The organism is Geodermatophilus sp. URMC 61 (genome assembly GCF_052931555.1).
The window spans coordinates 2,654,125-2,673,163 of the sequence record NZ_JBRFHZ010000002.1 but is presented as its reverse complement, the minus strand read 5'-3'; the positions used below and the strand labels follow the sequence as shown (position 1 = coordinate 2,673,163).

The 19,039-nt window shown below is 76.5% G+C and carries 12 protein-coding genes; 4 read left to right on the top strand and 8 right to left on the bottom strand.

The features are described 5' to 3' along the window. Positions 1 to 77: 77 nt before the first annotated feature. Together ACU610_RS12345 and ACU610_RS12340 are read right to left on the bottom strand one after the other, a co-directional pair. Positions 78 to 1,580, bottom strand: a complete 1,503-nt coding sequence (locus tag ACU610_RS12345) for a serine/threonine-protein kinase (protein WP_446768004.1) — start codon at positions 1,578 to 1,580, stop codon at positions 78 to 80. A gap of 2 nt (positions 1,581 to 1,582) precedes the next feature. After that, positions 1,583 to 2,014, bottom strand: coding sequence for an ATP-binding protein (locus tag ACU610_RS12340; protein WP_446768003.1), 432 nt, complete (start codon positions 2,012 to 2,014; stop codon positions 1,583 to 1,585). 73 nt (positions 2,015 to 2,087) lie between these two features. Between ACU610_RS12340 and ACU610_RS12335 the strand changes: the two genes are divergently transcribed. Together ACU610_RS12335 and ACU610_RS12330 are read left to right on the top strand one after the other, a co-directional pair. Beyond that, positions 2,088 to 2,438 carry an STAS domain-containing protein gene (locus ACU610_RS12335; RefSeq protein WP_446768002.1) on the top strand — a complete coding sequence of 117 codons (351 nt, stop codon included), beginning with the start codon at positions 2,088 to 2,090 and terminating at the stop codon, positions 2,436 to 2,438. A gap of 65 nt (positions 2,439 to 2,503) precedes the next feature. Next, positions 2,504 to 4,750, top strand: a complete 2,247-nt coding sequence (locus ACU610_RS12330; protein WP_446768001.1) for a SpoIIE family protein phosphatase — start codon at positions 2,504 to 2,506, stop codon at positions 4,748 to 4,750. Between the two features lie 175 nt (positions 4,751 to 4,925). Here ACU610_RS12330 and ACU610_RS12325 read toward each other — a convergent pair whose 3' ends face one another. The 6 genes from ACU610_RS12325 to ACU610_RS12300 form a co-directional block, all read right to left on the bottom strand. After that, the gene (locus tag ACU610_RS12325) at positions 4,926 to 5,096 is read right to left on the bottom strand and encodes a hypothetical protein (RefSeq protein ID WP_446768000.1); all 171 of its coding nucleotides are present in this window, start codon (positions 5,094 to 5,096) and stop codon (positions 4,926 to 4,928) included. A 127-nt stretch (positions 5,097 to 5,223) separates the two neighbouring features. Beyond that, on the bottom strand, positions 5,224 to 6,891 hold the full coding sequence (locus ACU610_RS12320) for a hypothetical protein (protein WP_446767999.1): 1,668 nt from the start codon (positions 6,889 to 6,891) through the stop codon (positions 5,224 to 5,226). After that, positions 6,888 to 7,970: a TRAFAC clade GTPase domain-containing protein gene (locus ACU610_RS12315; protein ID WP_446767998.1), complete on the bottom strand. Its 1,083-nt coding sequence runs from the start codon at positions 7,968 to 7,970 to the stop codon at positions 6,888 to 6,890. The genes ACU610_RS12320 and ACU610_RS12315 overlap by 4 nt, the downstream gene beginning before the upstream one ends. A gap of 89 nt (positions 7,971 to 8,059) precedes the next feature. Continuing rightward, positions 8,060 to 8,197 carry a hypothetical protein gene (locus tag ACU610_RS12310; RefSeq protein WP_446767997.1) on the bottom strand — a complete coding sequence of 46 codons (138 nt, stop codon included), beginning with the start codon at positions 8,195 to 8,197 and terminating at the stop codon, positions 8,060 to 8,062. Between the two features lie 26 nt (positions 8,198 to 8,223). Next, positions 8,224 to 9,327 (bottom strand): serine/threonine-protein kinase, encoded by a 1,104-nt coding sequence (locus ACU610_RS12305; protein WP_446767996.1) that lies wholly within the window; start codon positions 9,325 to 9,327, stop codon positions 8,224 to 8,226. 221 nt (positions 9,328 to 9,548) lie between these two features. Further along, positions 9,549 to 15,611, bottom strand: a complete 6,063-nt coding sequence (locus ACU610_RS12300; RefSeq protein ID WP_446767995.1) for a DUF4011 domain-containing protein — start codon at positions 15,609 to 15,611, stop codon at positions 9,549 to 9,551. 260 nt (positions 15,612 to 15,871) lie between these two features. Here ACU610_RS12300 and ACU610_RS12295 point away from each other — a divergent pair, with 260 nt between their 5' ends. Beyond that, positions 15,872 to 18,196, top strand: coding sequence for a transketolase-like TK C-terminal-containing protein (locus tag ACU610_RS12295; protein ID WP_446767994.1), 2,325 nt, complete (start codon positions 15,872 to 15,874; stop codon positions 18,194 to 18,196). A 12-nt stretch (positions 18,197 to 18,208) separates the two neighbouring features. Beyond that, complete coding sequence (locus ACU610_RS12290; protein WP_446767993.1) at positions 18,209 to 19,003, top strand: enoyl-CoA hydratase/isomerase family protein; 795 nt, start codon at positions 18,209 to 18,211, stop codon at positions 19,001 to 19,003. The last annotated feature ends 36 nt before the right edge of the window (positions 19,004 to 19,039 follow it).

Below are 19,039 nucleotides of genomic sequence, written 5' to 3'. Positions count from 1 at the left end.
CCTCTCGCTCCGGTGGGGGCGCGACGGTGGAGCAGTCCTGCCCCGCCGTCCGCACCCCGGTTACCCGCGCGAGGAGCTCAGTCGTCGTCCTTCTTCTCGCGGTCCCGCCCGCGACCCTCGTCCCCGTCCCTGCCCTTGTCCTTGTCCCTGCCCTTGTCCCTGTCCCCGTCGCCGGCGGTCGGCGACGGCGCGGCGGTCGTCGGCGGGGGAGGAGGGGGCGGCGGGGCCACGGCGTGGGTGACCGTCACCGTCGTCCCGACCGGGACCTCACCGGTCGGTGCGAGCGCGAGGACCTCCCCGGCGGGGACGTCGGCCCGCTCGACGGCGACCAGCGTGACCGGCAGGTCCAGCCCGGTCAGCCAGGCCTGCACCGCGGTCACCTGCTGTCCGACGTGGTCGGCGGGGTCCACCCGGACGAAGGTCCCCGTGGGTCGCGGTGCGACCGTCGTCGGCGCCGCGGACGTGGCGGGGGCGGCCGCGGGCGGCGCGGCGGTGGGGACGTCGCGGGTCCCGAGCACCACCCCGGTGACGACGAGCGCCGTGGCCACCAGCCCGACCAGCACCGGCACCACCAGCCGGCGCACCCGGCCACGGTCGTCGGGCTCCTCGTCGTCGAGGGCGGGGAGCCCGACGACCGTGGCCGCCGCGAGGGGGCTTCCCGGCAGCGGGGCGGTCGTCGACTGCGGCACGGGGACGGCGGGCAGCACGCGGGTCGCCGTCCGCTCGTCGGCCGGCTCGGGGGCACGGCCCCCGGCGGCGTCGGCCACCGCGGCGACCAGCGCGGCGCCGTCCGGGATCCGCGCGGCCGGGTCGGTGGCCAGCGTGCGCTCGACCAGTGCGCGCACGGGGGCGGGGACGTCGGCCGGCAGCGGCGCGGGCGTCTCCGACAGCCGCCGCATCGCGACCTCGACCGGCTCCGGGCCGTCGAAGGGACGGCGCCCGGCGAGGCACTCGTAGGCGACCGTGCCCCACGAGTAGACGTCGACGGCGGGCGTGGCCTTCTGCCCCTGCACGAGCTCGGGGGCGAGGTACTGCGCGGTCCCCACGACGTGGCCGGTGCGGGTGACGGTGGCGTTCGCGGCCGACCAGGCGATGCCGAAGTCGGTCATCTTCACGGTGCCGTCGGGGCGGACCAGCAGGTTGGCCGGCTTGACGTCGCGGTGCACGACCCCGGCGGCGTGCGCCGCGGCCAGCCCGGCGGCGACCTGGCCCAGCAGGTCCAGGGTCCGCGGCGGCGCCAGCCGGCCCTCGCGCGCCAGCACCGCCGACAGGGGCTCGCCGTCCACCAGCTCCATGACGAGGTAGACCAGCCGGTCGCCGCCGGGCGAGGTGGGCTCCACCTCGCCGTAGTCGTGCAGGACGGCGATGTTCGGGTGGGTCAGCCCGGCCGACAGGCGGGCCTCGGTGCGGAACCGGGCCAGGAAGACCGGGTCGCCGGTGAACTGGCTCTTGAGCACCTTGACCGCGACCTCGCGGCCGAGCACCCGGTCCTGCGCACGCCAGACCTCGCCCATGCCACCGGTCGCGATAAGCGACCGGAGCTCGTAGCGGTCCTGGAGGACGTCTCCCGTGGCCGCCATGCTCAGACGGGGTCGACCGGGCGCAGCGGCGGGTGCGGCGTCAGCCGCTTCTCCAGCGTGACCCGGTGCCGGCCGTCGGACTCGTGCCGGAAGTCCAGCCGGTCGACCAGCGCCTGCATGAGCAGCAGGCCGCGGCCCTCGTCCAGCGGGGAGTGCGCGTCCCGGCCGGGCAGCGCGGCCGGGTCGAACCCCTCGCCGCCGTCCACCACGCTGATCCGGCACAGCCGGTCGTCGATGGCGACCTCCACCTCGTACTCGGCCTGGTCCCCGGCGTGCTGGACGACGTTGGCGCAGGCCTCGGTGAGCGCCAGCGCGATCTCGTCGATCACCACCCGCTCGATCCGCAGGTGCACCAGGGCCTGCCGGCACAGCCCGCGGACGAACGGGACGCTGCCGGTGTCCACCGGGAGGTGGACGGTGAACGCGATGTCCACGCCGAGTTCCCCCCTCCCGCCCGCAGGCATCTAGGCTGCTCAGGTTGCACGTCGTCGATGGGAGGGCCGATCCGTGCAGTTCGACGTCGAGCGGACGACGGTCCTCGGACGGCCGGCGCTGAGCGTACGCGGAGAGCTGGACCTCGCGACCGCCCCGCGCCTCGCGGAGGCCGTCGAGTCACAGTTGTCCCAGCAGCCGCAGTCCCTGGTCGTCGACCTGACCGACACGACGTTCCTCGACAGCTCCGGAGCCCGGGAGCTGGCGCGCACCGCCCGCCGCGCCGCTGACGAGAGCGTCGCGCTCGAGGTCGTCTGCCCGCGCACCAACCGGCCGGTGCGGCTGGTGGTCGACCTGCTGGAGCTGCGGGCGCTGGTGCCGATCGTCGAGTCGCCCAGCCTGACGGAGAACGAGGTCGGTCCGTAGGGTCGGCCGGCGATGACGCCGATCGCCAGCACGCCCCGCCCCACGACAGCCGCGGGAGCACCGCAGTGAGGAACGAGCGAGGAGCGGACCGCGGCGCGGAGTCGGGCCAGAGGGCAGGGCCCGAGACCTCCGGTGTCGACGAGGACGCCCTGCGACGCTGCGCCGACGAGCCGATCGCCGTCCCGGGCGCGATCCAGCCGCACGGCGCGCTGCTGGCCGTCACCGAGCCCGACCTCGCCGTCGTCGTCGCCTCGGCCAACGCCGCCGACGTCCTCGGCACGACCCCGGCGTGCCTCGCCGACGTGCTGGACCCCGCCGACCTCGACCGGCTGCGCGCCGGCCTGGCCGGGCACCTCCCGGAGGTCAACCCGATGCGGGTGACCGTCGCCGGCGCGGAGGTCGACCTCGTCGTCCACCGCGCCGACGGCCTGCTGCTCACCGAGTGGGAGCCGCTGGCCGGCGCGGAACGGGCTGACGCCGTCTGGCACGCCCGGCTGGCGCTGGTGCTGCAGCGCCTGTCGGCCAGCGGCACCCTCGACGAGCTGACCGCCTCGCTGGCCCGCGACGTGCGGGCGCTCACCGGCTTCGACCGGGTGATGGTCTACCGCTTCGACCCCGAGTGGAACGGCGAGGTGGTCGCCGAGGACCGCCGCGCGGACCTCGAGCCCTTCCTCGGCCTGCGCTACCCGGCCAGCGACATCCCCGCCCAGGCCCGCGCGCTCTACGCCACCAACTGGCTGCGGCTCATCCCCGACGCGACCTACCGGCGGGTGCCGCTGGAGCCGGCCGCGAACCCGGTCACGGGGCGCCCGCTGGACCTCTCCGGCGCCATGCTGCGCAGCGTCTCGCCGGTGCACCTGGAGTACCTGGCCAACATGGGCGTGGTCGCCTCGATGTCGGTGTCGCTGATCGACCGCGGCCGGCTGTGGGGGCTCGTCTCCTGCCACCACTACCGCGGCCCGCACCGCCCCTCCTACGCCGACCGGGTGGCCGCGGAGTTCCTCGGCCGCACCGCCTCGCTGCTGCTGCACACCACGGTCGAGTCCGGTGAGCAGGGCCGCGTGGTGGCGGTGGCGCAGCGGCAGGCCGAGCTGGTGGCCGCGCTCGGCCGCACCCCGCGGACCCCGGCGCAGGCCCTCACCGAGGGGACGCCGACCGTGCTGGACCTGCTGCCCGCCGCCGGTGCCGCCGTCCGCCTCGACGGCCGGCTGCACCTGCTCGGCAGCACCCCGCCGGCCGAGCGGGTGCCCGGGTTGGTCGCCGCGCTGCTCGCCCAGGACCGCCCGGCCACCGACGCTCTCGGCAGCGTCGTGCCCGAGGCCGCGGACGTCGTCGACACCGCCGGCGGCCTGCTCGCCGTGGAGGTGGGCGGCGGGGGCGGCGACTTCCTGGCCTGGTTCCGGCCGGAGACCCCGCGCGAGGTCACCTGGGGTGGCAACCCGTACACGCCCAAGACGGTCGAGACCGCGGCCGGGCCGCGGCTGTCCCCGCGCCGCTCGTTCGCCGCGTGGCGCGAGACCGTGCGGGGGACGGCGACGCCGTGGCGCGCGCACGAGGTCGAGGCCGCGCAGGCGCTGGCCGCCCACCTGACCGAGTCGGCGCTGCTGCGCGCCGGGGAGGACAACCGGCTGGCCGCGGCGCTGCAGCGCACCCTGCTGCTCGAGGCACTGCCGGAGGTGCCCGGCGTCGCGCTGGCCGCCCGCTACCGGCCCAGCGCCGCGGACGTCGTCGGCGGCGACTGGTACGACCTGGTGCCGCTGCCCAGCGGCCGGCTGGCGATCGTGCTGGGGGACGTCGCCGGGCACGGGCTGGCCGCTGCCTCGGTGACCGCGCAGCTGCGGCACGCGCTGCGCGCCCACCTGCTGCGCGACCGGGGCCCGGCCGCCGCACTGCAGGGGCTGGGCGAGGTGATCGCCGCGCTGCTGCCCGGGGAGCTGGCCACCGCGGTCGTCGCCGAGCTGGACCCGGAGACCGGGGAGGTCGCGGTCGCCAACGCCGGCCACCTGCCGGTGCTGCACGCGGCGGCCGACGGGGTGCGGCTGCTGTTCGAGGGGCGGGGGCCGGCGCTGGGCCTGCTCGACGAGGTGGACTACGCCGAGACCCGCGTCCGGCTGGCCGGGCCGGACCGGCTGCTGCTCTACAGCGACGGGCTGGTGGAGCGCCGCGACGTCCCGCTGCCCGACCGGCTGGACGCGCTGTGTGCCGCCGTCGCGGCCGGCGCGGAGCCCGAGGCGCTGCTCGACGGGGTGCTCGCCGCCCTCGACCCGGCCGACACCGACGACGTCACCCTGGTCGCGCTCGGCCGCACCTGAGCGTCGGATGCCCTCCCGCGCGACCTCCACCCCTGCCCCGCATGGTGGGCAGGGGTAGATCCGACCTACACCGCTGCCCCGCATGGTGGGCAGGGGTAGAGGTCACGCGGGGGTGTGTTGCCGGGACCGGGGGCGTCGTGCTGCCCGGGCCCGGCCGGCTGGGTCGGCGCGCCGTCTACCGGGTACGGCCGTCGGGCTCCGCGCGGCCCGGGACCGGCGGCTGGCGACGCACGCCCGCGTCGAACCGCTGCGTCCGGTCGCCGGGGTCGTCCTCGCCGTCCGCCGCGTGCCGCCCGACGGTGGGGAGCGTGAACTCGGCGGTCTCGTCCAGCAGGTGCTTGGCCACGATGAGAGTCCTTCCGTGCGTGGTCCTGACCGAGGCTAGGAGCCGCAGCGGGTGTGCCTGGGACGCGCGGGGGCGGCTGTGCCGCGTGGGACTGCCGGGGAAACCGGGGTGCCGGTGTCGGGGTCCTTCAGGCGTCGCCGCGGCGACGGCGGCGGCGGGACGACTCGTCGGCACCGCGGCTGCGCGCGAACGACTGCGCCAGCTCCGGCGGCCAGCCGTCGTCCACCAGCAGCAGTTCCAAACGTCGGCCGAGCACCCGGTCGACGTCATGCGCCGGCAGCTCCGAGCCGAACACCACCTCGCGCAGTGCCCAGCCACGCCCCGCGCCGGCTCCGGTCGCGACGGCCGCGGCCAGCTCCTCGACCCCGGCCACGTCCATGCGCAGCGCCGCCCACCGCAGCGCCGGTGGCAGGGCCGAGACCGGGACGGCGTCGCCCAGCCGGGCCAGCCAGCCCGGGTCGGCCACCAGCAGGTGCCCGAGCAGCTCGCCGTGCTCCGCCGTCCACCCGCCCGACGACCGCCACTGCCTGACCAGCGCGTCGCCGACGACCTCGCGGCGGGTGGCCAGCAGCGCCAGCTCCCAGGTCTGTCCGGTGAGCCGGAGCAGCGGCAGGTCGACGCCCAGGGCCAGCGCCTGCTCGACCAGCAGGCCGGTCGCGCGGTCCAGCCGGGGGATCCGGCGCCCGCGGCGCACCTCGTCGGCCAGCGCCGTGCACAGGTCGGCCTGCCCGATCCCGGCCACCTCGACGGCGAGCTCGGCCGGGCCCGCGGCGCCGTCGAACACCTCGTCCAGCAGCGCCGCCAGCACCCGGCCGCGCACGAGCTCGGCGACCGCCGGCCACCGGTCGACCGCCGCCCGCAGCGCCGTCTCGACGGGCGGGCTGTCCGCGGCGAGGTCCAGGACGGCGGCCGCGTTGCCCCCGCGCGTCAGCCAGCGCGGGGCGGCCGACGACTCGAGCACGCTGGCCACCTGGTCGGCCGACAGCCCGGCGGCGTCCTGCTCGGCCCAGGCGTCGGCGAACAGCCACGCATCCAGGCGGCGCAGGTCCGCCAGCTCGTCGGGTGCCAGCTCGGCCTTGCTCGCGGCCTCGAGCAGCGTGCGCGCGCGCTCGGTGTCGTGGGCTGCGACCGCTGTCCGCGCGGGCGCGCCGGTGAGCCGCACCTCGACCGGCGCGGTGTCGCCGAGGTCCTCCCGGGTGCCGGTGTGCAGCGAGACGCCGCTGGTCAGCCCGCGCGGCAGGACGGCGAAGAGCACCTCCGCCACCTCGCGACCCGACGCCGTCCGCACCGGCAGCGCGCAGCTGCCCGAGCCCGCGGCGAGTGTGGCCAGCAGCCCGGCCAGCGGCGGGGTGAGCGCGTCCACCTCGTCGGGGGCCAGCACCGGCGCGGCCCGGTCGGCGACCGTGACCCGCAGCGGCGGCAGGTCGGCGGTGGGGGCGGAGTCCTCGGGGAGGGCGTCGAGGAACCGCCCGGCCCGGCGCAGCGCGAGCAGCTCGCGCACGCCCAGCCGCCCGGTCTCGTCCCACAGCAGGTGCACCAGGTAGTTGCCCGGACGACCGAAGCCGTCGGCGCGGGCGGCCACCGCGCGGTAGAGCAGCCGGCCCGCGCCGCGGGAGAGGATGCCGTAGGCCTCGCCGTCCTCGGGCCGGAAGCCGACCAGCGCGCCGAGTGCCTTGCGGGTGCGGCCGACCTCGGCCGGCCAGTCCACGGAGTGCGCGTAGACGCCGAACCCGGGCCCCTCCAGCGTGCGGCTGGCGGAGGTGTAGAGCGCCTGCGGGCAGGCCCGGCCGCTCACCGCGACCACTCGCCGCGCAGGCCGGCGCCGTACTCCTCGGGATCGAGCCCCTCCGGGGAGAGGAAGCCCGAGCGGGCCAGCAGCACCAGCAGCGGGTCGAGCACGCCGACCGGTGCGATGCGCGGGTAGCCGCCGTCCCGGGCGTCGGCGCCGGTGGCCGAGACGGCGTGCACGGTCGGCCGGGGCAGCCGGTGCAGCACCGCGGTCAGCAGGTTCGACCCGCCGCTGACCTCGAGGAAGTCGACCAGCCGCGAGCTGTTGTCCCGCACGTCGGCGAACCAGTGCGCCAGCGGCATCGCGCGCAGGTCGGGGTCGCGCAGCGTCTCGGCCGGGAAGTCCGGTACGCCGCGCAGCTTGTCGGCCTTGCTGAGCACGACGGCGGTGGCCACGTCGTCCACGTGCGCGTCGGGCGGCAGGTTGCGGGCGGCGCGCAGCACGTTGGCCAGGTTGACGACCATCTGCGTGTGCCGGGCCAGGCCCATCGAGTTCTCCCCGGGGTCGGCCACCGAGCGCAGCCGCGGGAAGACACCGGGGGAGAGAACGACGAGCAGCGACGTCGCCGCGTAGAGGAACCTGCCGTAGAGGCCCATGTCCTCGCTGCGGTACAGCTGCTCGCCGGAGGCGTCGAAGAAGACCAGGTTGACCGCGCGCTCGGCGCCGTTCCGGCCGGTGCCGCGCAGCACGAGCACGAACGGCTCGGGCGAGCTGCCCTCGCCCAGCAGCGGCAGGGTCAGCGGCAGCTGCTGGCGCTGCACCAGCAGCCGGTAGCGGAGGTCGTCGAAGCGGGCGGCGGACTCCTCGTCCATCTCGACGGAGACGCCGAGCGGGGCCAGCGAGCCCTCGTGCAGCAGGTCGATGAGCACCGTCAGGTAGGTGCTCTTCGACGCGCCGGTCAGCCCCACCAGGCCGACCACGATCGTCTGCCGGTCGAGGTACTCCGGCGGCAGCCGGTGCCCGCGCGGGCAGGTCGGCACCACGTTGGCCGCGGCCGCGTGGGCGGCGTCCCGGGCCGTGGGCACCGGCACCGGATCGGTGCGCAGCGGGTCCAGCAGCCGCTGCCAGCGGGTGCGGCGCTCCACGGGCGGCCGGGTCGGCGCACCGGTGGCGTCGCGCCACACGGGCGTGGTCAGGGGCTCCAGGCAGCGGGGGCAGACGCGGCGGCGCATCGTCAGCGGACGAACAGCGCGAAGAAGACGACGGTGCTGGCGGCCAGGATCGCCAACAGCACCCGCTGGCGCTCCCGGAACCGCTGGCGGCGCGCGTCGAGGCGCTGCTGGGCCAGCGCGCGCTCGTACATCCCGGACACGGTGCTCCTCCTCGAGGGGTCGGGCTCTAGACGACGACGTGGTAGAGGACGGCGAGCAGCAGCCCGGCGACGACGCCCAGGAGCACCATCGCCGCGGCGGCGACGGCGAAGCCGGTCCAGGTGTCGGCGACCGCCCGTTCCAGCCGGGCCAGCTCGTAGCGCGCCGCCTCGGTGACCGCTCCGAGGGAGCGCAGGTCGCGCATCGTCGTCCGCGGGTCGGGGATCTGCGAGGTCTCGCCGAGCCAGCGGGTGCGCTGCTCCACCTGGCGGGCCAGCTGGGCCACGGTCGGGCGGCGCTCGGGGTTGAACCGCAGCGCCTTCTCCACGCTGTCGAGGAGGTTGGCAGGCACGCGGGTCAGGTCGAGCCGGCCGGCCCGCAGCGCCAGGTAGTAATCCGAGTCCGGCATCGTGTCGTCGGGGTCGACCGGGTGCACCGCGCCGGCCGCGTAGGCGATCACCATGCCCCAGCTGTAGACGTCGCTGGCCTCGGTGAGCACCGCGCCCGCCAGCTGCTCGGGGCTGGCGAACAGCTTGGTGCCCAGCGCCGCCATGCCGGTGGTCGCGGTGCCCGACGGAGGCTCGGAGCCGATGTAGCGGCTGATCCCGAAGTCGACCAGCCACACGTCGTCCCCGGAGATGATGATGTTGCCCGGCTTGACGTCCCGGTGGACGACGCCGGCGGCGTGCACGTCGCGCAGCGCGCGCAGCAGCCCGATGGCGATCCGGCGCAGCTCCTCGGCGTTGAGCCCGCCGGAGCGGTGTGCCATGAACTCGTCCAGCGGCGTCCCGGCGACGTACTGCTGCACGTAGTAGGGCGCCTCGGCCTCGAGGTCTTGGTCGACGATGCTGGCGACCCGCGAGCTCTTCACGCGGGCGGCGTTCTCCACCTCCCGGGCCAGCCGCTTGCGGGCCAGGTTCGGCGCGCCCTCGGGCAGCCGCTTGATGACGACCAGTGCGCCGTCCGGCCCGGCCGACCCGACGAAGACGTCGGCGCCCTGGCCGCCGCGCGGCAGCCGGCACAGCAGGTCGTAGGGACCGATGCGGTCCGGGTCCCCGGGCTCGAGCAGGCCGATCTGGCGGGTCCCGGCCAGGTCCGCGACCGCTCCGGCGGGGTCGAGCGCCTCGTCCACGGTGGTGCGGTCCTCCCTGTCGGCAGGTGGAGATCCGACGGTAGATGACCGGCCTGTGGACCGGCTGGGAGTTCGACGCGCGGCCGTGCGGGGCACGGGGCGGCCGTTCCGGTCCCCGTCCTCGCCGCCCGGTCCTTCACCGCGGTGCCAGCCGGGGCGGGGGTCGGTCCGGGGACGCCCAGGCGGTGAGTGCAGGTGAACTCACCGCCTGACGGCGCGGGTCAGCCGGCGGTGAGGGCGCCGGACTCCTGGCGCACCAGCCGGCCGGCGTCCAGCGCGCCGGTGAGCGCGGCCTGCAGCAGCGGGGTCAGCGACGGCGTCCGGCGGCGGTAGCCGAAGACCTCGGCGGTGTGCACGAACAGCTCGTCCTCGGCCAGCTCGCCGGCGGCCCGGCACAGCGCGGCCATGGCGTTGCCGACCTCCTCCGGCGCGACGTGCTCCAGCGGCCGGTCGGCGCTGGCCGCCTGCCGGCGGAAACCCGTCCAGCCGGCCCGGTCCAGTGACTCGGGCCAGGCGAACTCGCCGTCGACGACGCCGTCGGGCAGCAGCCGCAGCAGCGCGTCGCGGCGGGCCTCGCTGACCCGGGACAGCCCGAAGGCGCCCGCCGCGATCCGCACCAGCCGGTCGCGGTGCACCGGGCCCTCCGCCTTGAGCCCGGCGGTCAGCACCCGCCGCACGGTGCGCGCGGCCCGCGGGTCGTCCAGCGAGTCGAGCGCCTTGCGCTGGAGCCCGCCCCTCGGGGTCCAGGGCGAGAACGCCGTCTCGCCGTCCAGCAGGGGGGCGGCGGGCTTCCGCGTCGCCCGCCGGGCCGGCCGGGCGGTCGGAGCGGACGCAGGCTCGGCGACGGCGGTCGCCCCGGGGACCGCCGGGGCCTCGACGGCGCTCCCCGCGGGGGTGGCCGCTCCGGTCACCACGGTCTCGACCACGGCCGGTGGCGCAGCCCGCAGCGGCACCACCGCGCGGACCTCGGGTGCGGCCGGCTCGGCGGGCGCGGGCACCGGCGGGACGACGCCCGCCGGCTCCGGGTCCGCACCCACCACGGGAGCCGGCGTGGCCGGTGCCGGCGCGGGGACCGGCACGGCCGCGACGGCGGCGACCAGCCGGTCGAGCACGGCCTCGCGGTCGCGCAGCCAGGTCGGCAGCCAGACCCGCTCGACGGCGGGCCAGCCGAGCATCCCCGACAGCACCTCGACCGGCAGCCCGTCGCGGTCGCCGACCGTGCGCCGCCGGGCCCACGCCGGGCCGTCGAGCAGCACGGCCATCACCGGCGCGTCCGGCGTCTCGGTGCGAGCCACCGACAGGTCGACGCGGAAGTCCGAGAGGCCGACGTCGGTGCGCACGCTCAGGCCCCGGTCGCGCAGCCCCGCGGCGATCTCCTCGCGGTGCCGGTCCGGGACGGCGACCGGCCGGGCCTCCCGCGGCAGCGCGTCGGTGCCGAGCGCGGCCAGGTCGAGGTAGGCGCGCAGGTGCTTCACACCGACCGAGGAGGTCTGCTCGGCGCGCAGCTGCGCGGGGTCGAACGAGGAGAGGACGACGACCTGCCGGCGGGCGCGGGTGACCGCCACGTTGAGCCGCCGCTCGCCGCCGACCCGGTTGAGCGGGCCGAAGTTCAGCGGCAGCATGCCGCGGTCGTCGACGCTGAAGCCGGTGGAGAAGAGCACGACGTCGCGCTCGTCGCCCTGCACGTTCTCCAGGTTCTTGACGAACAGCCCCTCGCCGTCGGTGCGGTCCAGCGCCTCGACCAGCCGCTCGTCGCCGGCGTCGCGCAGCAGGCCCTCGATGTAGGCGCGCTGCTGGGCGTTGAAGGTGACCACGCCGATCGAGGGCAGCGTGTCCGGCGAGGCGTCGAAGCGGCGGCGCACCTCGGCGACGACCGCCTTGGCCTCCATCGGGTTGGTGCGCAGCAGCCGCCCGGCGCCGGTGCGGTGGAAGGTGCCGTGGACGCGGATCAGCGAGATGCCGCGACCGTCGACGTCCGCCGAGGGCCGGCCGTGCGTCGGCGCGGGGAACGACGAGAGCCGGTTGTCGTAGTAGTTGGCGTTGCTGAACGCGATCAGCGACTCGTCCTGGCTGCGGTAGTGCCACGACAGCCACTGCCGTGGCACCCGCGCCTGCACGCACTCCGAGAGGATCGACTCCTCGTCCTCGACCGAGGTGCCCAGCAGCTCGACCGCGTCGTCCTCCGCGACGCCGTAGGTCGGCTCGGCGAAGGACGTCGGCGGCATCTGCCGGCTGTCGCCCACGACGACCGCCGCCGTGGCCCGGCCCAGCGCACCCACCGCGTCGGCCACCCGGATCTGCGAGGCCTCGTCGAAGACCACCAGGTCGAACAGGCCGGCCTGCGCGGGGAAGAACCGCGCCACCGAGTCGGGGCTGACCAGCACGCACGGCATCACGGTGGTGATCAGCCGGCCGTGGCGGGCCAGCAGCGCGCGCACGCCCAGCCCGCCGCGGGTCCTGGCCAGCTCCCGCCGCAGCGCGCCGACCTCGCCGTCCCCGCCGGCGGCGTCCAACGACCGGGCGGCGAGCACGGAGGCGGGCAGCGCCGAGCGCAGGTGCGCGCGCACCGCCCGCGAGGCGGCGGTGAACCGGGTGATCGCCCGCTCGTGCGCGTCGGCGTCGAAGTCGTCGAGGCCGGCGGCGTCGCGGCGCTCGGTCACCGAGGCCCGCGCCAGGCCGCGCTCGAAGGCCCGGACGGCGTCCTCGGCGGGCAGCTCGCCGGTGACCAGCAGCGCCCGCGCCTCGTGCAGACCGGCGGTGCGCAGCGGCTCGAGGGTGTCGACGAGGTCGGCCCAGCGGCGCAGGGACATCAGCCCGGTGTGCTCGACGCCGCGCTCGGGCCGGGTCATCTGCCAGCGCAGCACCAGGCCGTCGTCGCCGGCCCACTCGGCCAGCCGCCGCGGGTTGCTGCGGCACACCCGCAGCAGCGCGGCGACCGCGTCGCGCAGCCGGGCGACGGCGGCGCCGGCGGCCGGGTCGGGGCCCTCGCCCTGCACGACCCAGCGGCGCAGCGCGACGGCGAACCCGCTGGCGCTGTCGGTGGCGGTGCCGGCCCGCTCCAGCCACTCGACCTGGCCGACCAGCAGCTCCGGCTCGGCCAGCGGGTTCCAGGTGGGCGGCACGGCCAGGCCGGGGATCACCGAGGCGCGGGCCACGATGCCCCGCGCGGCCGTCTGCAGCCGCCACAGCCGGGCGGTCAGCTCCGGGACGTCGCCGAGCTTGACCTGCACGCCCGGCCGCAGCACCGGCTGCAGCTGGTCGCGGACGGCCCGCAGCCCCGCCCGGCGGGCCATGAACCGGGCGGCCTGCGCGGTCTGCGCGGCGACGTAGAGGTCGGCCAGCGGCAGCTCCAGCGCGGCCGGGGTGGCCAGCTCCATGCCGGGGTGGACGGCGCCGGAGAACGCCGCGACCTCGCCGAGCACGGTCGTCGTCGCCACGTTCCAGCGCTCGGTCGGCACCTCGTCGAGGACGTCCAGCGTCGTCGCCGGGCCGCGGAGCAGGTGGGCCAGCGCGTCGAGGTCCGCGGGCGTGCGGACCTCGCGCAGGACCCGGGCCAGGTGCGGCTCGGTGGGCAGGTCGCGGACGGCCTGGTCGACGGCGGCCGCGGTCTGCTGGGCGGCGAGCAGGTCGACCCGTGCGGTGTCCACGAACGCCCAGGCGTGCCGCGGCGAGGGGCGCACCAGGTCGGCGATGTCGGGCAGCAGCGCCAGCGCGCGGCGCACCGCGGTGAGCGTCTCGGCCGACGCGGCGGCCACGAAGGCGGGGGAGACCGGCAGGGTGGGGACGCCGTCCCGCCGGGCCAGCGTCGCCGTCCGGGCCGTGTAGTACGACAGCCCGGCGGCGTTCTCCGCGTGCAGCCGCTCGGCGTAGCGGGCCAGGGTGCGGCGGGCGGAGCGGAGGTCGTCGGAGTCGGCGGTCAGGCCCTCGGCGTCGACGGCGACCGCGTGCTCCAGCGCGGCCTGCACCTGGGTGCGCACTGCCGCGGCCTTGGCGCCCCGGTCGTGCAGGTCGAGCGCGAACGGGCCCATGCCCACGGCCTCGAGCCGCCGCGCGACGACGTCCAGGGCCGCGCGCTTCTCGGCGACGAACAGCACCTTCTTGCCGTCGGCGACCGCGCGGGCGAGCAGGTTGGTGATCGTCTGCGACTTGCCGGTGCCGGGTGGGCCCTCGAGCACGAAGGTGCGGCCGGCGGCGGCCTCGGCGATCGCGCGCAGCTGCGAGGCGTCGGCGGGCACCGGGCACCGGGCCGCCAGCTCGTCGAGGTCGGTGGCGCCCGCGCTGTCGGGGACCGGGTCGACGAACGCCTCCGTGGGCCGGTGCACGAGGTGGTGCACCAGCGGGTTGGCGGTGAGGTCGGCCCAGTGCTCGTCGAGGTCCCTCCAGAGCCGGTACTTGGCGAACTGGAGGACGGCGAGGTCGGCGGTGGCCTCGACCCGGTGCGGCAGCCCGGCCTCGGCCAGCGCCTGGCGCATCGCCTGCAGCGCCTCGTCCAGGTCGATGCCGGCGCCGTCCTCGCCGGGCTCGGTCAACCCCGGGACGGCGAGGCCGTGCACCTGCCGCAGCTTCTCCAGCAGGCAGTGGTTCGGGGTGCTGGAGCCGGTGTCGTCGAGCGCCAGCCGGTAGACGCCGTTGCGGCTGGTCGGGGTGAGGGTGACCGGCACCAGCACCAGCGGGGAGCGCAGCGGCCGGCCGTCGAGCTCCCACACCAGGCTGCCGAGGGCCAGGTACAGGTTGTTGGCGCCGGTCTCCTCGCGCACCGTCTTGGCCTTGTAGGCGAGGTTGCGCAGTCGCGGCAGGTAGCCGCCCTCGCTGACCTGGGCGTGCACCGCGCGGCGCTCGACGAGCACCTCGGCCAGCTGGGCGTCGGGCAGCTCCCGTGCGGAGGCCAGGCCGCGCTCGCGGTGCACGGCGGCGATCCGGTCGTCGGGCAGCAGCTGGACGGCGGTGCCGTTGTGCAGCAGGTCCTCCAGCACGGCCAGGTGCGACGCGGGCACGACCAGCGGCAGGCCGGCCCGCTCGCTGTAGTTGATCAGCCGGTTGCGCAGCGAGAGGTCCAGCAGGCTGTTCTTCCACTGCTGCACGCGGGCCGGGATCTCCGGACGGCCCGGCTGCCCCGACGACGCGCCCACCCCCGCCGTCCGCTCGACCGGCCGGGCTGCGGCGCTGTGCACCGCCGGCCGGTACTCAATGACCTGCACCGCGCCGTCCCGGCCGCGGGTGCGGGCCGGCAGCGGCACGATGCCGTCACGCCGGGCGCGGTGGACGTCGGTGACGCCGACGACCCGGTCCAGGTCACCGGCGCCGGCCAGCCAGGCGCTGTAGGCGGCGGCGTGCAGGTCGGCGCCTGTGGAGCCGCGGCTGGTGAGCAGCGTGGTCTCGACCAGCCCGATCAGGCCGAGGTCGACGAGGTTGACCAGCGGCGCGACGTCGGTGGTGGCGACGCTCTCGGCGCTGCGTTCCTCGCGCCAGTACCCGAGGAACGCGTGTCCTGTCCCCGCCGCCCCGCCGATGCCCTCGGCCACCCACAGCAGCGGTCGGATGCCGGCCTGCTCCAGCGCGGCGGCCAGCGTGACGACCGTGTCCAGGCAGGTGCCGACCCGGCCGTCGAGGACGTCGCCGGGGGTGCGCACCTTGTGCCCGACGTCCGCCCAGGAGGCCGGGGGTTCGGTGTGGCGGATGGCGCGGCGCTGCATCGCCTCGGTGAGCGCGGCGACGATCTCGTCGACCCGCTCGGGGCCGGACTGGTAGCCCTGCACCGACCCGCTGCCGGTGCGCGCCTCGAGCAGGTCGGCGGCCTCGCCGATGAGCGTGGTCACCGACGGGTGGTGGGGCAGCACGTGCGCCGCGAGCATCTCCAGCGCCAGCGGCACGGGTGCGGCCAGCCACTGGTTGGCGGCCAGCACCTGCACCGGGACCGCGGTGCCGCCGACGTCCTCGCCGTCCACGAGCAGGTCGATCTCGATCGAGCCGGGCCGCTGCTCCTCGATCTGCAGCATCGCGGCGGGGTCCATGACCAGGCCGACGTCGCTGAGCACCGTGGTCTGGCCGGCGTCGAGGTCGACGAGCAGCTCGACGGGGCTGCCGATCGGGCCCTCGGCGTCGCGCACGCCGAGCCGCACGGTCGCGCCCTGCACCGCGCCGCCGTGGTTGGTGAACGCCAGCCGGGACACGACCGGGACGCGGTTGTGCGCCAGCGCGTAGCTGAGCACCGGCGTGGAGGTGGCCTGGATCGCGACGGCCGGCCGGGTGCTGGCGTCGGAGGTCCGGACCTGCGTGGTGCTCATGGCGTTCTGTCTACCGGTCCGGACGGAACGGTCCCCTCAGGCCGCCGAGGCGTCCGGGGTGGCTGTGACGGGTGGGGCGGGATTGACTCCGGATCCGGTCGGGTGCACCTGCGGAGGGTCACGACGCCGCGGCCGCGTGCCGATGACGCCCGCCGGCGGTCTGGGGCTCGGGCTCCGGTGGTGTGCGTCCGGGGCGCGTCTCCTGGCTGAGGCGCGCCCCAGGCGCACGGTGCCGACCGCAGGCGTGCACGATCGGAGCCATGAGCCTCACGGCCACTCCGGCGGACAGCGACACCGGCCCCGACCGGGCCCTGCGCGAGATCGAGGACCGCGTCCTCTGGCTGGCGACCGCGATCGTCGACCACGCCAACCGGGTGCGCCCGAACCCCGGCGGCCTCAAGGTCGGCGGGCACCAGGCGTCCAGCGCCTCGATGGTCACGATCATGACCTCGCTGTGGCTCGAGCAGCTGACGCCTGCGGACCGCGTCTCGGTCAAGCCGCACGCCTCCCCGGTGCTGCACGCGCTGGAGTACCTGCTGGGCCAGCTCGACGCCTCGTACCTGACGACGCTGCGGGAGTTCGGCGGCCTGCAGAGCTACCCCAGCCGGCTCAAGGACCCCGTGCCGGCCGACTACTCGACCGGCAGCGTCGGCATCGGGGCGACCGCGCCGATCTGGGGCGCGATCGCCCGCCGCTACGTCAACACCCAGCTCGGGGCCGGCGGCACCGGCCGGCAGTGGTCCCTGGTCGGGGACGCCGAGCTCGACGAGGGCGCGGTGTGGGAGGCCGTGCTCGACCCGATGGTCGCCGAGCTCGGTGAGGTGGTGTGGGTCGTCGACCTCAACCGGCAGTCGCTGGACCGCGTCGTCCCGACGATGGGCGCCACCCGGCTGCAGGGCATGTTCGCCGCGGCCGGCTGGCAGGTGCTCACCGTCAAGTACGGCCGCTTCCTCGAGGCGCTGTTCGCCCGGCCCGGCGGCGCGGCGCTGCGCGACCGGATCGACGCGATGTCCAACCCCGAGTACCAGCGGCTGCTGCGCCACGAGCCCGCCGCCCTGCGCCGGCTGCTGCCGGGGGAGGGCCCCGGGGCGGCCGAGATCGCCGCGCTGGTCGCCGACCTTTCGGACGCCGACCTGCGCGCCGCGGTGCGCAACCTCGGCGGGCACGACCCCGCGGCTCTCCGCGCCGCGTTCGCCCAGATCGACGACACCCGCCCGACGGTGGTCCTCGCCTACACGCTCAAGGGGTACGGGCTGGCCACCGAGGGCCACCCGCAGAACCACTCCGCCCTGCTGACCGAGGCGCAGCTGCACGAGCTCGCCGCCCGGGTGGGTGCCGACCCCGCCGACCCGTGGGCCGGCCTGCCCGCGGACGGCGACGCCGCGCGGCTGCTGCGCGACGCGGCGCAGCGGCTGCGCCGCCGGGCGTACGAGGCGCAGGCCGCACCACCGGTGCCGACCGACCTGGGTCGCACCCCCTCGGGGACGGCGACCACGCAGGCGGCGCTGGGCCGCACCCTGCTCGACCTCAACCGCGCGGCGCCCGAGGTGGGCCGGCGGGTGGTCACGGTCAGCCCCGACGTCAGCTCCTCGACCAACCTCGGTGGCTGGGTGAACAAGGTCGGCGTCTGGTCGCACGAGGACCGGCGCAACTGGTTCGCCGACGACGCCGAGACGATCCTGCACTGGCGCGAGCGCCCCACCGGCCAGCACATCGAGCTGGGCATCGCCGAGACCAACCTGGTCGGGGCGATCGGCGAGCTGGGGACGACGTGGAGCCGCTGGGGGCAGCCGCTGCTGCCGATCGGCGTGCTCTACGACCCGTTCGTCGAGCGGGCGCTGGAGCCGTGGTCGTTCGGCATCTACGCGGGCGGCCAGTCGATCCTGGTCGGGACGCCGTCGGGCGTGACGCTGGCTCCCGAGGGCGGTGCACACCAGTCGATCACCACGCCGTCCCTCGGGCTGGAGCAACCCGGCTGCACCAGCTACGAGCCGGCGTTCGCGCTCGACACCGAGTGGTGCCTGCTCGCCGCGCTGTCCCGGCTGGGCCGGCCCGGCGGGTCCTCGGCGTACCTGCGGCTGTCCACCCGGCCGGTGGAGCAGGCCCTGGCCGCCGTCCCGGCCGACCCGGCCGCCCGCGAGCGGCGCCGCAGGCAGGTGGTCGCCGGTGCCTATCCGCTGCGCCGGTCCGCCCGGCCGGTGGTCACCCTCGCGGCCATGGGCGCCGTCGTGTCCGAGGCGCTCACCGCCGCCGAGCGCCTGGAGACCCTGGGGCTCGGGGCCGACGTGGTGTGCGTGACCAGCCCCGGCCTGCTGTTCCGGGCGCTGCAGGGCCGCCGCGGGCTCGACGAGGCCCCGGGCTGGGTGCTCGACAGCGTGTTCCCGGTGGAGCGGGCGGCGCCGATGGTCACCGTCCTGGACGGGCACCCGCACACGCTGGCGTTCCTCGCCGGCGTCCGCGGCGTCCCGGCCACCCACCTGGGCGTCACGGCCTTCGGGCAGAGCGGCGACCTCGAGAGCGTCTACCGGCACCACGGCCTCGACGTCGACTCGATCGTCGGGGCCGCCCTGGACCTGGTCGACTGAGAGGCTGCGGGCATGACTGATGCGCAGCGCCGGGAGTCCGGACTCGTCGTCGAGGAGCGTGGGCACGTCCGCGTGCTCACCCTGGACCGACCGGAGCGCCGCAACGCGCTGTCCAGCGGGCTGCAGGCCGACCTGGTCGAGGAGCTGCTGCGCTGCGGGGAGGACGGCGACGTCCGCGCGGTGGTCCTCGCGGCCAACGGGCCGGCCTTCTGCGCCGGCTTCGACCTCGACGAGATCCGCGAGCTGGACCGCCGCGGCGAGCGCTTCCGCCCGCCCATGGACCGGCCCACCCGCGCGCTGTTCGAGGTGGTGACCGAGGTGCCGGTGCCGGTGGTCGCGGCGATCGCCGGTGCGGCCGTGGCCGGCGGGTTCGAGCTGGCGCTGGCCTGCGACCTGCGGGTCGCCGCGCCCGGCGTCCGCATGGGGCTGCCCGAGGCGAGGATCGGCATGGGCGCCAACTTCGGCTCCGTCGTCCTGCCCAAGCGGATCCCCATGGGCATCGCCCTGGAGCTGCTCTACACCGGCGAGTACGTCACCAGCGAGGTCGCCGAGCGCTGGGGGCTGGTCAACCGCCTCGTGCCGGCGGACGACGTGCTGCCCACCGCGCTCGCGCTGGCCGACGCGATCGCCGCCAACGCCCCGCTGTCGGTGCGCCGGATGAAGGCGACCGCGGTCAAGGGCCTGGAGCTGCCGCTGTGGCAGGCGCTGCGGCTGGACGTCGGCCCGAACCCGTACCTGTCCGAGGACCGCAAGGAGGGCATCGCCGCGCAGCGCGAGAAGCGCGCACCGCGGTGGACCGGGCGCTGAGCCGGCTCCGTCCGGTTCCCCGGGTGGGCGGCTGAG